The following is a 13462-nucleotide window of genomic DNA, read 5'->3' as shown; positions in this document are numbered from 1 at the left end:
AGTCGCGCCCGATAAATTGCTTATGTCCGCATCCCCGGGGCGTTGTGGGCTTTGTCAGTGGCGGGCCCTAGCCTGGTGATCGTGACCAGCAAACTGCCCGGGACCCCGGAAGAGCTTTCCGACCTGCCCTACGCGGAGCTGCTCCAGCCCCATGAGGGCGGCGGGCTCGCTCTTGAGGTGCGGTACGACACGGTCCACTTCGACCGCCTCGACTTCGAGGACGACGACGCGGCCGGCGCCGCCTTCCTGGAGTGCGCGATAACGGACAGCTCCTTCACCGGCGTCAGCCTGCGCCGGGCCCGGCTCAACGACGTCTGGCTGCGCGGCGACCGCTTCGTCGGCACCCGTTTCGCCGAGTCCGACTGGCTGGACGTCACGGCCGACTCCTGCGTGCTGGCCGGCGTGGAGGCCTTCGGTGCGGTGTTGCGGCGGGTGGTCTTCCGGCGCTGTAAGTTCGACTCCGTCAACCTGCGCGCCGCCGAGCTGTACGACGTCGTGTTCGAGGACTGCGTCCTGTGGGACGCCGACCTCGGCGGCGCGAAGCTGGACGGCGTCACCTTCCCCGGCACCGCGGTGGAGCGGATACGGCTCGGCAGGGCAACCCTCAAGCGGGCAGACCTGCGTGGGGCGACCCGCCTCGACCTCGCCGACGGTTACGAGTCGCTGCGCGGGGCGGTCATCAGCACCGGGCAGCTACTGGAGCTGGCGCCGGCCCTCGCCGCGACCATCGGCATCACCGTCAAGGACGGCTGAGCCGAGCAGCAGCGGCGGCCGGTCGGCATACGCGAGCCGGGTCACCCCGTCGTTGGCGTCCGCGAACTCGCCGTAGTTCTTGAAGCCGAGGCGTTCGGCGACCCGCCGCGAGGCCTCGTTGTGGTCCAGGATCCAGGCGAAGACCGGCACCTCCGGGTCGACGGCGCTGGCGGCCTCGACCGCGGCGTGGGACATCTCGGTGGCGTAGCCCTGCCCCCAGGAGGCGGGCGCGAAGCGGTAGTACAGATTCCAGCCGCCGCTGGCGTGCCGCTGCACACCGCCGACGCCGATCGTCGATCCGTCCGAGCGCAGCCGTACGCTCCAGTAGCTCAGCCCGTCCGTCCGCCAGCGGGCGGCAGCCCGGTCGATCCAGACCCGGGTCTGGTCGGCGGTCGTGTGCCGCTCGTCGGGCGCGTGCCGCCATGTGTCCGAGTCGGAGTTGATGGCGAAGAGCGGGGCCAGATCCGCCATCGATACGGCGTGCAGCTCGAGGCGCTCGGTGAGCACGCGCGCGAAAGCGTTCGGACGATCTTCGTTCATCACTCAATACTCACACGGATCCGTGAGGACAGCACGGATAATTCTTCTCATGGCAAAGGTCTACGAGCGCGTCGACGGCCGTCTCCGGTCGTTCATCGAAGAGCAGAAGGTCTTCTTCACGGCCACCGCACCCCTGTCCGGCGACGGCAGGGTCAACCTCTCCCCGAAGGGCCTCGCCGACGGCTCCTTCGTCGTCATCGACGGCCTCACCATGGCCTATCTCGACCTCGGCGGCAGCGGCGCCGAGACAATCGCCCACCTCAGGGAGAACGGCCGCATCACCCTCATGTGGTGCGCTTTCGACGGTCCGCCAACCATCGTGCGCGTCCACGGCCGGGGCGAGCCGGTCTTCCGCGACAACCCACGCTGGGACGGTCTCATCACCCACTTCGGCGACGACTTCCGCAAGCGGACCGACTGCCGCGCGATCATCCTCGTCACGGCGGAGCGGATCAGCGACTCCTGCGGCTACGCCGTGCCCTTCATGGAGTACGTGGAGGACCGGCCGCTGCACGCGCAGCGCTTCGGCCGCGAGACCGACGAGAGCTTCAACGAGTACTGCGAGAAGAAGCCGTACGTCGCCACCAGCCTCGACGGACTGCCCGCGCTTCCGCTTCCGCTGCCCAGGCGGACCTCGTAACTGGCAGTGTTTCAGGGGGACTTGTGGCCTGAAGATCCATCTGCGCTAATTGCTCGGAACGGAGAGGACGGTCCCCCCATGCCCGTAATCGGACGCCACCGCCGCCCGCCCCAGCCGAGCCGGCTGAACCGAGTATCCGTCGCCGTCACGGCGGCCGGCGGCGCGGGCATAGCCCTGCCGCTGGTCAGCGCCACCGGCGCGAGCGCGGCATCGGTCGGCACCTGGAACAAGGTCGCCGCGTGCGAGAGCAGCGGGCATTGGAGCATCAGCACGGGCAACGGCTACTACGGCGGACTGCAGTTCAAACAGTCCACCTGGAAGGCGTACGGCGGGACGAGATACGCGGCCCGCGCCGACCTCGCGACCAAGCAGGAGCAGATAGCCGTCGCCGAGAAGGTCCTCGCCGGCCAGGGGCCCACCGCCTGGCCGGTGTGCTCAGTACAGGCCGGGCTGACCCGTAAGGCAGCGGACACGACGATCCCGGCCAAGAAGGCGGACATCACCAAGAAGCCGGACGTCGCGGTCCACAAGTACACGTATAAAAAGAAGTACGAGGTCGTCAGCGGCGACACCCTCTCCGGGATCGCCGACGAGCATGCCGTCAAGGGCGGCTGGCACCGGCTCTACGAGGCCAATCGCAAGACCGTCGGCTCAGACCCGGACCGTATCTACCCCGGTCAGGAACTCGCCCTGCCGGGCGCGAAGACCAGTACGACCGCGAAGCCGGCGACCAAGCCGGCGACCAAACCGGCGACCAAGCCGGCCGCCAAGCCGAAGACAAAGGCCGCCACCAAGCCCGCCACCACCAAGCCGGCCACGACCACCCACACCGCCTACGTCGCCCCGGTGAGCGCCGGCTACCGGCTCGGCACCGCCTGGGGCACCCCCGGCTCCCTCTGGGCCAGCGGCCATCACACCGGCCAGGACTTCGTGGTCCCGACCGGCACCTCCGTCAAGGCCGTCGCCGCCGGCACCGTCGTGACCGCCGGCTGGGGCGGGGCGTACGGCTACCAGGTGGTGATCCGGCACGCCGACGGGATGTACACCCAGTACGCCCACTTCTCGTCGGTCACCGTCCGCGCGGGCCTGACCGTGCGCGCCGGCCAGCAGATCGGCCGCTCCGGGGCGACCGGCAATACTACGGGCCCGCACCTGCACTTCGAGGTTCGTACGGGACCGTCGTACGGGTCGGACGTCAGCCCGCTCGCCTACCTCCGCAAGCACGGAGCGAGCGTCTAGGGCCTGTCCGGCCGATCTCCGTGGGAGAAGGAGCGGCCCGCCGCGCCAGCGGCTGATGTCCGCAGCGGCGCCTGCGATCGCAAGGCGCTGGGGGCACTCTCCCCCAGACTCCGTCCGGGGGCACCCCCACCGGACGGAGTCTGGGGGAGAGTGCCCTCGATGGGGGTCCCCCCTGCTCGAGCGAAGCCGAGAGCTTGGGGTGGGGGTACCTCCCGGCCGAAGGCTGGGGGAGAGCTACTACTAGGGCATTTCGGCAACGCCGCGAGCGCTGGTGCCTGCGGGCACTCTCCTTCCGGCGAAGCCAGGGGGAGGACCCCCACCCAGCCGCCAGGCTGGGGGAGGCACGCGACGCCACGGAGATCGGCCGGACAGGCCCTAGGCCCAGTCAGGGCCGGGGCCTAGCGCAGCGCCAGGGCCGCCCACACGGCGTGGCCGCCACCGCCCGGCCGGTTCGACCCCGAGCCCCAGCGCTCCGCGAGGTGCTCGACCAGCATCAGCCCGCGCCCGCACTCGTCGTCGACACCGGCCTGCCGTGGCGTCGGCGCGTCGCCGCCGGTCGGCCCCCGGTCCGTGACCTCGACGTACAGCAGGTTCTCGGCCGTCCACAGGGCCACGTCTATCCGGTCGCCCCCGCTGTACCGGATGGCGTTGGTGAACAGCTCGCTCACGATCAGCACCATGTCGTCGCCCCGATCCACGCCCCAGCCCCGCAGTATCGACTGAACACGGCGACGCGCCTCGCCCACGCGCGCGTCCTCGGCTGGCAGTTGGAAGGCGTCATGGCAGAGCCGCTGAGTCAAGCGCACATCGGGAGCCGGAGCCATGATGTCTGCCTTCCATGTGCCTGTGGGGGGACACGTCGACGGGCGTGCAGGCCGGGGCGGAGCCCAACTCCCGTGAATGCGCGGCCTCATGGGCTGGATCACTCTTCAACTATCGCTGCCGTCACCACCAACTGGCAAGGGACACTTTGCAGAATGCAGATAACGGACTGCAGGATGTCCCCCCGTAATAGGGCCATGGCACACTGCTGGGGATAAAGGCCGCCCCCCGGCCGCCGCAGGACGAAGAGCAGGACGCAGAGGCAGAAGCAGAGGTAGACGGCATGAGTGAACCGCGGTCAGCTCCGACCGTCGGCCAGATCGTCCTCGGCAAGCGCCTGCAAGACCTGCGGGAGAAAGCCGGGCTCTCCCCGGACCAGGCCGCCCGCGCGCTGCGGGTCAACCAGACCACAGTGCGTCGTATGGAGAAGGCCGAGGTCGGCCTCAAGCTCCTCTACGTCGAGAAGCTGCTGCAGACCTACGGCATCGCGCGCGAGGAGATCGACGCCTTCCTCAGCCTCGCCGAAGAGGCCAACCGCCCCGGTTGGTGGCACAACTTCCGCGACGTCCTGCCCGACTGGTTCAGCGTCTACGTGTCGCTCGAAGGCGCCGCCAAGCTGATCCGGGCCTACGAGCCGCACTACGTACCGGGGCTGCTGCAGACCGAGGACTACGTCCGGACCCTGCTGAGTGTCGGCTTCCCCGACGCGACCCCGGAGGAGCTGGACAAGCGGGTCGCCCTGCGCATGGAGCGCCAGGCGCTGCTCACCGGCCCCGGCGAGGCCCCGCACCTGTGGGCCGTCCTGGACGAGACGGTGCTGCGCCGCAACGTCGGCGGCCCCAAGGTCATGCGCCGTCAGCTCGAACGGCTGCTGCGCGCCACGGAGCTGCCCAATGTGACCGTTCAGCTCCTGCCCTTCTCCACGGGCCCCCATCCGGGCACCTTCGGGCACTTCCAGCTCTTCCGCTTCGAGATCCCCGAGCTGCCGGACATCGTCTACACCGAGGGGCTCACCAGCGCCGCGTACCTGGACGAACGTGCCGACGTGGCCACGTACCTCCAGACCCTGGACCGGATGTGCGAGCAGGCGGCGACCCCGGAAGGCACGCAGGCCGTCCTCCACGCTCTGCTCAAGGAGATCTGAACCATGGATCGCGACGAGAACCGCATACGTAACGGGATGCCGGCCCGCAATCTCGGCACCGAGGGCTGGCACAAGCCCTGGAGCGGCACCAACGGCGGCGCCTGCGTCGAGGCGAAGAAGCTCAACGACGGCCGGGTCGCCCTCCGGCAGTCCACCGACCCCGACGGCCCGGCGCTGATCTGCAGCAACCAGGACATGACGCAGTTCATCCTCGGTGCCAAGTCGGGCGCTGCGGACTTTCTGATGGGAGATCCAGCATGACTCCGGGCCGTATCGACACCACCAAGCCGCACCCGGCCCGGATGTACGACTACTGAGGCCGCCCAGCAGGTCCTGAACGTCAACCCCTACGCGGCCCACGGCGCCCGCTCCCTGCGGCTGTTCATGCAGCGCAGCACCCGCTACCTGGCCGCCGAGGCCGGTATCCGGCAGTTCCTCGACATCGGCACCGGCATCCCCGGAACTGGTCGAGCCGGGGGTCGCACCCGTCGACCGCTGGCGGCCGGAGCCCGGCGACCGAGCAGCGGCTACACAAACGCGCAGGCTGCGAGCTGGGCGGTGGTCGCGCGCAAGCGCTGACACACCGTCTCCGTCGTTCTTTACCAAGTTCGTTGAGTCCCTTGGCATGGGCACCGCGTATTGACCGGGTGAACCAGGCCGAGGGAGGTCTCAGTTGAGTCACGCAAGGCAACGCAACGTCCGCAGGATCGGCATCTTCGCCACCGCGGGCGGAGTGGTCTGCGCCGGGGCGGTGGTCGCGGGAGCGTTCGCGAGCCCGTCGTCCCCGACCGCGCCGGCCACGGACGCCGCCACGCTCGCCCGTACGCTGGTCACGCAGCTCGGCACCGACAACACGGCGGGCAGCTGGGTCGGCACGGACGGCAAGGCCGTCGTGGCGGTGACCGACGCCGACGCGGCCTCGGCCGTCGCGGCCGCAGGCGCCACCGCCAAGATGGTGACCCGGAGCAGCGATCAACTGGCCTCCGCCACAGCGGCGTTGAAGGCCGCTCCACCGGTGGCCGGTACCGCGTGGTCCGTGGACCCCAAGACCAACCAGGTCGTCGTCCTCGCCGACAAGACGGTGTCGTCGGCCGACTGGACGGCACTCTCGTCCACGGCGGCCGCGCAGGGCGGCGCCGTGACGATGGAGCGCACGGCCGACACCTTCACCATCCGGGCCGCGATATCCGGGGGCGACGCCATCTTCTCCGACGTCGCCCGCTGCTCACTCGGCTTCAACGTCACGGACGGGACCAGCAACTTCATCCTCACCGCCGGCCACTGCGGCGCGGTCGGTACCCCCTGGGCCGCCGACCAGCCCGGCGCCCAGACCCTAGGGTCGACGGTCAAGGACACCTTCCCCGGTGACGGCGACTTCTCGCTGATCTCGACCGACGGCACGGCGATCGACCAGCCCAGCGAGGTCGACCTCGGCAACGGCCAGGTCCAGGCCATCGCCGCCGCCGCCGAAGCCGTCGTCGGCGAGACCGTCACCCGCAGCGGCAGCACCACCGGCGTCCACGACGGCCAGGTCACCGCCCTCAACGCCACGGTCAACTACCCCGAGGGCACCGTCACCGGCCTCATCCAGACCACCGTCTGCGCCGAACCCGGCGACAGCGGCGGCCCCCTCTTCGACGGCGACGCCGCCATCGGCCTCACCTCCGGCGGCGACGGCGACTGCACCGTCGGCGGTACCACCTTCTTCCAGCCCGTCATCACCGCCCTCACCGCCCTCGGCGTCCAGATCCCAGGCGCGGCCGCCTCGGCGACCGATACGGCCTCGGCTTCGGTCACCGATACGGCGACGGCTACGGATACCGCCACGGCCACCGACACGGCGGCCCCCACCGCCCCTGCCACGGGCATCGCGCAGCGGCAGCGCCGCCGTCACCACTGACGGCCCGCGCCCTCACGAACCGCCGCGCCCCGCCCTCCAGGCTGCGGGGCGCGGCATCACTCCTCCGGCGGTGCCGGTGTCGGTGCCCGGATGCCGAGGAGTTCTCGTACATGTGCGTACTTCGCCGCGAGCCGCTCCCGGGTGGCTTCCGGCAGCACCGCGAGCCGCGCCGGATCGGCGTTATGGGCGAGATCCGCTTCCTTGATCAGCACGGCGCCGGGGGTGGCCAGGATCCGGGCTGTGTAGTCCTCCGGGGGTTCGCCGGGCTGTTTGGTGACGGCGAGGATCATGTCCTTGGTCGCCTGGGGCAGGTCGGACCCGGCGAGCCATTCGGGCGACAGGATGCCGTCCTCCACCGCGTCGTGCAGCCAGGCTGCCGCGATCTGCTCGTCGGAGCCGCCGCGTTCGGCCACGCCTATGGCGACGGCCGCCAGATGCTCGGTGTACGGGCGTCCCGCCTTGTCGACCTGCGCGGAGTGGGCGAGGCGTGCGAGGGCTTCGACCTGGGAGAGGTTCAGAGACGTCACCGGTCAATGCTACGAGCCTGGGTGCGGGGCGCCGGCGCAGGCCGTCCGCGGGACTGGGCGCGCCGAGGGTGGACGACGGTCGTTGAGCCGGGCCCCTGCGCTGACCAGGACAGGAAGACCAACGTGAACCGTATCGCCCGGGCGGTCGCCATGACCGTCGTAGTCGGCGCAGCTGTCCTCGGTGCGGCGGGCGGCGCCACCGCGCACGGCCGGAGCCGCGCGCACGGCCACCGCCACGGCACCGAGGGCGGTGGTGTGTGCGCCTCGGGGCTGGTGCCGCTGGGGCTGGGGAACGGCCGTACGCCCTCGTCGATGATGACCTGTACGCGCTCGGCCGCATCGGCTGCGTCGGCGCGCAGATTGACCCCGAAGGGGGCGTCGGTGCGGGCCCTGATTTCGCGGACCGCCGAGCGGAGCCGGTCGGGGGACATCGTCGAGGAGGCGAGGATGCCGAGCGCCCCGGCGTTCGCGGTGGCGGACACCAGGCGCGGCCCGGCGACCCATCCCATGCCGGTCTGGACAAGCGGATGGTGAACGCCGGTCAGTTTGGTGAGCGGCGTTTCGATCATAATATTACCTCGCGGTAACGCAGCCCCACCGGGTCCAGCACTTCGCGGATCAGTCGCACTTCGGCGGGGGTGGGCTCGCGGGTGTACGGGACCGGGACCGGCGGCGTGGCGAGTTCGAAGCCGGTGGCTTCGCGGACCTTGTCGAGGGTACGGTGATTATGCCGCAGGTCAGAGCCGCTCGATGATCGTGACGTTGGCCTGGCCGCCGCCCTCACACATTGTCTGGAGGCCGTAGCGGCCGCCGGTGCGCTCCAGCTCGTGGAGGAGGGTGGTCATGAGCTTGACGCCGGTCGCGCCCAGTGGGTGGCCGAGGGCGATGGCTCCGCCGTTGACGTTGACGCGGTCGGGGTCGGCGCCGGTGTCCTTCAGCCAGGCCAACACCACAGGGGCGAAGGCCTCGTTGATCTCGACCAGGTCGATGTCGCCGATCGACATGCCGGACTTCTTGAGCGCGTACGCCGTCGCCGGGATGGGGGCGGAGAGCATACGGATCGGGTCCTCGCCGCGCACGGAGAGGTGGTGGACGCGGGCGCGGGGGGTGAGCCCGTGCTCGCGTACGGCGCGCTCGGAGGCGATGAGCATCGCGGAGGCGCCGTCGGAGACCTGGGAGGAGAGTGCGGCGGTGAGGCGGCCGCCCTCGACGAGCGGCTTCAGCCCGGCCATCTTCTCCAGGGAGGTGTCGCGGCGCGGGCCTTCGTCGGTGGACACGTCGCCGTACGGGGCGAGTTCGCGGTCGAAGCGGCCCTCGTCGATGGCGTGGACGGCGCGCTGGTGCGAGCGGTAGGCGAAGGCCTCCATGGCCTCGCGGGTGATGCCCCACTTCTCGGCGATCAGCTCGGCACCGTAGAACTGGCTGACGGGCCGGTCGCCGTAGCGGGCGGTCCAGCGCTCGGAACCGGCGAAGGGGCCCTGGGTCAGGCCGAGGGGTTCGACGGCCTTGTGGTTGGCGTAGCCGATGGGGATGGCGGACATGTTCTGGACGCCGCCGGCGACGACGAGATCCTGGGTGCCGGACAGGACGCCCTGGGCGGCGAAGTGGACGGCCTGCTGGGAGGAGCCGCACTGGCGGTCGATGGTGACCCCGGGGACCTCCTCGGGGAGGCCGGCGGCCAGCCAGGAGGTGCGGGCGATGTCGCCGGCCTGGGGGCCGACCTGGTCGAGGCAGCCGAAGATGACGTCCTCGACGGCGGCCGGGTCGACGCCGGAACGTTCCATCAGGGCGGAGAGGATGTGCGCGCCCAGGTCGGCGGGGTGGACCTGCGACAGGCCGCCGCCGCGCCGGCCGACGGGGGTGCGGACCGCTTCGACGATGTAGGCCTCGGCCATGTGACGACTCCTTCGTAGGGTAACTAACTAACTCGTAAGGTAATTAACTAACGAACCACGGACCACTACGACGGACCGACGGCGATGCCGTCCAGCACCATCGACAAATACTGCCTGGCGATCTCCTGCGCGCTGTGCTGCCCGCCCGGCCGGTACCAGGACGCGGCCACCCACACCGTGTCGCGTACGAAGCGATACGCGAGCCGCAGATCCAGGTCCGCCCGGAACACCCCTGCGGCCGCGCCCCGCTCCAGCGTCCCCAGCCACGCCCGCTCGAACCGCTTCTGCGAATCCGCCAGATAGCCGAACCGCGGCTGCGCGGACAGATGCTTGGCCTCCTTCTGGTAGATCGCGACGGCGGCCTGGTGCCGGTCGATCTCCCGGAACGACTCGGTGACCAGGGCCTCGATGGTCTCCCTGGGGCCCAGGCCCGCGCCGAGCACGGCGTCGTAACCCGCCCACAGCTCGTCGAGGAAGGTCGAGAGGATCTCGTCCACCATCGACTCCTTCGAGTCGAAGTGGTAGTAGAGGCTGCCCGCGAGCATCCCGCTCGCGTCCGCGATCTGCCGGACGGTGGTGGCGTTGTACCCCTGCGCGGCGAACACCTTGGCGGCGGTCGCGAGGAGCTCCGCGCGGCGGTCGGGGGGCGGGCTCACCACTGTCGTCTTCTTCGGCACACTCTTCGGCACGTTTTTCTGCACGGTCCCATTCTCGTCTCGCGGGTGCTGGCTGCTGACGGAGACGATCTCCCCGGTCATGTACGACGAATAGCCCGAGGCCAGGAAGACGATCACATTGGCCACCTCCCACGGTTCCGCCTGTCGCCCGAAGGCCTCGCGGGCGGTCAGTTCCGCCAGCAGCCCGGGCGTGGTGACCTTCACCAGGTGCGGGTGCATGGCCAGGCTCGGCGCGACCGCGTTGACCCGCAACCCGTACGCGGCCGCTTCGAGCGCGGCGCAGCGGGTGAGGGCCATGACCCCGGCCTTGGCGGCGGCGTAGTGGGCCTGGCCGGCCTGGGCGCGCCAGCCGATGACGGAGGCGTTGTTGACGATGACGCCGCCGCTCCGGAGGCCCGCGGCCCCGCCAGTCTTCATGCGCCGCAACGCCGCCCGCGTGCAGCGGAACGTCCCGTTCAGGGTGACGTCCAGGACCCGGTCCCACAGCTCGTCGGTCATCTCCGTCAGCTCGGCCGTGCCGCCCGGCCCGGCGTTGTTGACGACGATGTCCAGGCCGCCGTGTCGCTGCTCCGCGAGGTCGAGGAGGGCCCCGACCTGCCGCTCGTCGGTGACGTCGCAGGGCACCCCGGCGACCCGCTCGGCGCCGAACTCCTCCGTGAGCTCGGCCTCGTACTCCTTGAGGCGCCGCGCGTGGGCGTCGCCGATCACGACCCGGGCCCCCTCCTCCAGCAGGCGGCGGGCCGTCGCGCCGCCGATGCCGGCGCCTGCGGCGGCGGTGACGACGGCGCGACGGCCGGAGAGCAGTCCGTGACCGGGGACATATGAGGCTGGTGGAGTCACGACACCGATGTTAATCTACCAAACACTTGTTAGGGAAGGGGGCGGGTGGATCTCGACTTCACCGCCCGCCGACGAGGAGGCCTTCCGGCGCGACGCCCGCGCCTGGCTCGCCGCCAACGTCCCCGACGCCCCGCTCCCCTCCCTCGAGACCGGACCCGGCTTCGTCGCCCACCGCACGTGGGAAGCGCGGCTCGCCGCCGACGGCTGGTCGGTGGTCTCCTGGCCGGAGGCGTACGGCGGCCGGGGCGCGTCGCTGCAGGAGTGGCTGATCTTCGAGGAGGAGTACTACGCGGCCGGGGCGCCCGGGCGCGTAAGCCAGAGCGGCATCAGCCTTCTCGCGCCCACGCTCTTCGCGCACGGCACCGAGGAGCAGCGCGCCCGCGTCCTGCCGTCCATGGCGAGCGGCGAGGTCATCTGGGCCCAGGCCTCCACGCCGCCGCCCTCACCCCGCCGCCCCCGACCGCTTCGCCGCCAAGGCCGCCTGCTGCGATGCCGCCCACACCGTCGCCCACACCGCCCTCCAGCTCCACGGCGCCATCGGCTACACCGCCGAGTACGACCTCTCCCTCTGGATCACCAAGCCCGCGCCCTCCGCTCCGCCTGGGGCACCCCGGCGCAATGCCGCGCGCGGGTGCTCGGTGGGCCGCGTACCGGCTGAGCGTGCTCAAAAACACTCCCACGCCTGCCGGTGGCAGACCCCGATCCGCTAAATTGGTCTACACCACCGACCGCACTCCTTCAGATCGGCAGGCCCAGCGTGGAAGTTGTCATCGTTCCGGACGCCGCCACCGCCGGCGAACTCATCGCCGACACCATCGCCGCCCTCCTCCGGCACACCCCCGACGCCCTCCTCGGCGTAGCCACCGGATCGACCCCGCTGCCCGTCTACCAGGCCCTGGCCGCCAAGGTCCGTGCCTCCGCCCTCGACGTCTTCCGCGCCCGCATCTGCCAGCTCGACGAATACGTAGGCCTCCCCGCCGGCCACCCCGAGTCCTACCGCTCCGTCGTCCTCCGCGAGGTCGTCGCGCCCCTCGGCATCCCGGAATCCTCCTTCCTCGGCCCCGACGGCAACGCCCCCGACATCCCCGCCGCCTGCGCCGCCTACGACAGTGCCCTCGCCGAAGCGGGCGGCGTCGACCTCCAGCTCCTCGGCATAGGCACCGACGGCCACATCGGCTTCAACGAGCCCTGCTCCTCCCTCGCCTCCCGCACCCGCATCAAGACCCTCACCCCCCAGACCCGCCAGGACAACGCCCGCTTCTTCGACACCCCCGACGACGTCCCCCACCACGTCATCACCCAAGGCATCGGCACCATCCTCGACGCCCGCCACCTCGTCCTCCTCGCCACCGGCGAATCCAAGGCCGAAGCCGCCGCCCTCGCCATCGAAGGCCCCCTCTCCTCCCTCGTCCCCGCCTCCGCCCTCCAGCTCCACCCCCACGCCACCGTCATCCTCGACGACCCAGCCGCCTCCAAGCTCAAGCTCTCCGACTACTTCCGCACCACCTACGCCTCCAAGCCCCCCTGGCAGGGCCTCTAACCCCCCCCACCCCACCCACAAACCCTGTACGCCCCCACCCTCCCCGAGCTGGTAGTGTTTCCCCCGTCGCCACCACCACGGCCGACACGCCCCCGTAGCTCAGGGGATAGAGCAACGGCCTCCGGAGCCGTGTGCGCAGGTTCGAATCCTGCCGGGGGCACTTCTGCAGTGACCAGGGTGATCAAGCCCCTGACCTGCGAGAGTGCCACACACAAAGAGCCGGACTCAGTCCCACTGAGTCCGGCTCTCTGTCACTCCTACGCATTGATCCCGAGTGAGTGGCGAGTGAGTTTCTTCGGTCACTCGCCGCGCCGTCGGGGAACTGACGAATCAGGCACTGCGGGGTAACGAAAGCTGGTGGTGATCACGGCGTCGGCCGCCTGCGGTGTTCAGCCGGTGCTGCTTGCGAGACAGAGGGGCCCAGTTTCAGGCAGGAACTGCCAAAGGACGTCAAGCGTAGGCAACGCGGTTTTCACGAGGACCTCAGGCCCAATGCCGCTTAGCGTAAGTTGATCATGTGGCTGCGGGGATGTTGCAGATGTGCGGGGTGGGTGGGACCATTGACTGTTAGATCGCAGGTCGCAGCGTTGATCGCCAACAAGACTCCAGGCAGCAAAACAGCCACGTCACTTCCAGAAGATCTGAGCGAGGACGCGTCCGGCGCCGCCGAACTGCCGGGGAAGCGTCACGGGAGTTCATCGCGCGTAGTCCGACCCAGTAAGCGAGGATTGCAACCGCGATGCTGACGAGCCCCGCGGCTGTGTGGGCGTATCCCGGGATCAGCTGCTTCGTCGTTTCAAGAGCTGGCGGATTAGTGAAGAAATAGCCGGTTGTGGCGGCCAGGGTGGCTCCAGCCTTGTCCTTGGTCCACCGTGCGTTCGGCTTGGAGGCGCTTGTCACCAGACGGTTGTATCGGGCGCCCGTAGGCTGCGCAAGATCGGCCCG

At 70.2% G+C, this 13462-nt stretch carries 12 protein-coding genes, 1 tRNA gene and 6 pseudogenes; 11 read left to right on the top strand and 8 right to left on the bottom strand.

Translation table 11 applies throughout. The annotated features are described in order from the left end of the window. The first annotated feature begins 81 nt into the window (after positions 1 to 81). Positions 82 to 753 carry a pentapeptide repeat-containing protein gene (locus EFK10_RS17840; RefSeq protein ID WP_240677280.1) on the top strand — a complete coding sequence of 224 codons (672 nt, stop codon included), beginning with the start codon at positions 82 to 84 and terminating at the stop codon, positions 751 to 753. On the opposite strand, the gene EFK10_RS17835 is transcribed toward EFK10_RS17840, so the two are convergent. Further along, the gene (locus tag EFK10_RS17835; RefSeq protein WP_127356676.1) at positions 694 to 1293 is read right to left on the bottom strand and encodes a GNAT family N-acetyltransferase; all 600 of its coding nucleotides are present in this window, start codon (positions 1291 to 1293) and stop codon (positions 694 to 696) included. The two genes, EFK10_RS17840 and EFK10_RS17835, sit on opposite strands and share 60 nt — an antisense overlap. A 49-nt stretch (positions 1294 to 1342) precedes the next feature. Between EFK10_RS17835 and EFK10_RS17830 the strand changes: the two genes are divergently transcribed. Together EFK10_RS17830 and EFK10_RS17825 are read left to right on the top strand one after the other, a co-directional pair. After that, on the top strand, positions 1343 to 1933 hold the full coding sequence (locus EFK10_RS17830) for a pyridoxamine 5'-phosphate oxidase family protein (protein ID WP_127356675.1): 591 nt from the start codon (positions 1343 to 1345) through the stop codon (positions 1931 to 1933). Positions 1934 to 2011: 78 nt separating this feature from the next. After that, a complete protein-coding gene (locus EFK10_RS17825) occupies positions 2012 to 3172 on the top strand; it encodes a transglycosylase family protein (protein WP_127356674.1) in 1161 nt (386 codons plus the stop codon). Between the two features lie 398 nt (positions 3173 to 3570). On the opposite strand, the gene EFK10_RS17820 is transcribed toward EFK10_RS17825, so the two are convergent. Beyond that, positions 3571 to 3996, bottom strand: coding sequence for an ATP-binding protein (locus EFK10_RS17820; protein WP_127356673.1), 426 nt, complete (start codon positions 3994 to 3996; stop codon positions 3571 to 3573). Between the two features lie 281 nt (positions 3997 to 4277). Between EFK10_RS17820 and EFK10_RS17815 the strand changes: the two genes are divergently transcribed. The 4 genes and pseudogenes from EFK10_RS17815 to EFK10_RS17800 all read left to right on the top strand — a co-directional run bounded on the left by EFK10_RS17815 (position 4278) and on the right by EFK10_RS17800 (position 7038). Beyond that, positions 4278 to 5138, top strand: coding sequence for a helix-turn-helix domain-containing protein (locus EFK10_RS17815; RefSeq protein WP_127356672.1), 861 nt, complete (start codon positions 4278 to 4280; stop codon positions 5136 to 5138). Positions 5139 to 5141: 3 nt separating this feature from the next. Continuing rightward, complete coding sequence (locus tag EFK10_RS17810; protein WP_127356671.1) at positions 5142 to 5399, top strand: DUF397 domain-containing protein; 258 nt, start codon at positions 5142 to 5144, stop codon at positions 5397 to 5399. Further along, positions 5396 to 5597: pseudogene (locus tag EFK10_RS50330) on the top strand (SAM-dependent methyltransferase); the annotation flags it as partial. The gene EFK10_RS17810 and the pseudogene EFK10_RS50330, both read left to right, overlap by 4 nt. A 214-nt stretch (positions 5598 to 5811) precedes the next feature. Beyond that, positions 5812 to 7038 carry a S1 family peptidase gene (locus EFK10_RS17800; protein ID WP_240677278.1) on the top strand — a complete coding sequence of 409 codons (1227 nt, stop codon included), beginning with the start codon at positions 5812 to 5814 and terminating at the stop codon, positions 7036 to 7038. A gap of 56 nt (positions 7039 to 7094) precedes the next feature. Here the strand turns inward: EFK10_RS17800 and EFK10_RS17795 are convergent, their stop codons facing one another. The 6 genes and pseudogenes from EFK10_RS17795 to EFK10_RS17775 all read right to left on the bottom strand — a co-directional run. Next, on the bottom strand, positions 7095 to 7565 hold the full coding sequence (locus EFK10_RS17795; protein ID WP_127356670.1) for an HD domain-containing protein: 471 nt from the start codon (positions 7563 to 7565) through the stop codon (positions 7095 to 7097). A 296-nt stretch (positions 7566 to 7861) separates the two neighbouring features. After that, positions 7862 to 8131, bottom strand: a pseudogene (locus EFK10_RS17790) (NAD(P)H-dependent flavin oxidoreductase); the annotation flags it as partial. Then, positions 8131 to 8277 (bottom strand): annotated as a pseudogene (locus tag EFK10_RS50325) (CoA-transferase); the annotation flags it as partial. The pseudogenes EFK10_RS17790 and EFK10_RS50325, both read right to left, overlap by 1 nt. A gap of 25 nt (positions 8278 to 8302) precedes the next feature. Beyond that, on the bottom strand, positions 8303 to 9460 hold the full coding sequence (locus tag EFK10_RS17780; protein WP_127356669.1) for an acetyl-CoA C-acetyltransferase: 1158 nt from the start codon (positions 9458 to 9460) through the stop codon (positions 8303 to 8305). Between the two features lie 65 nt (positions 9461 to 9525). Further along, entirely contained in the window at positions 9526 to 10149 is a 624-nt protein-coding gene (locus EFK10_RS50320) for a TetR/AcrR family transcriptional regulator (RefSeq protein WP_240677285.1), read from the bottom strand. Between the two features lie 30 nt (positions 10150 to 10179). After that, positions 10180 to 10977 (bottom strand): annotated as a pseudogene (locus tag EFK10_RS17775) (SDR family oxidoreductase); the annotation flags it as partial. Positions 10978 to 11022: 45 nt separating this feature from the next. On the opposite strand from EFK10_RS17775, the pseudogene EFK10_RS50315 reads away from it, so the two are divergent. The 4 genes and pseudogenes from EFK10_RS50315 to EFK10_RS17760 all read left to right on the top strand — a co-directional run. Continuing rightward, a pseudogene (locus EFK10_RS50315) lies at positions 11023 to 11416 on the top strand (acyl-CoA dehydrogenase family protein); the annotation flags it as partial. Between the two features lie 19 nt (positions 11417 to 11435). Further along, positions 11436 to 11635: pseudogene (locus tag EFK10_RS50310) on the top strand (acyl-CoA dehydrogenase family protein); the annotation flags it as partial. A gap of 99 nt (positions 11636 to 11734) precedes the next feature. Beyond that, positions 11735 to 12517, top strand: a complete 783-nt coding sequence (locus EFK10_RS17765; RefSeq protein ID WP_127356667.1) for a glucosamine-6-phosphate deaminase — start codon at positions 11735 to 11737, stop codon at positions 12515 to 12517. Between the two features lie 88 nt (positions 12518 to 12605). Then, a tRNA-Arg gene (locus EFK10_RS17760) sits at positions 12606 to 12677 on the top strand. Positions 12678 to 13462: the final 785 nt, after the last annotated feature.

The sequence above is a fragment of the Streptomyces soli genome (genome assembly GCF_003999195.1).
Classification (GTDB): domain Bacteria; phylum Actinomycetota; class Actinomycetes; order Streptomycetales; family Streptomycetaceae; genus Actinacidiphila; species Actinacidiphila soli.
This window is presented reverse-complemented; position numbering and strand designations above follow the sequence as displayed.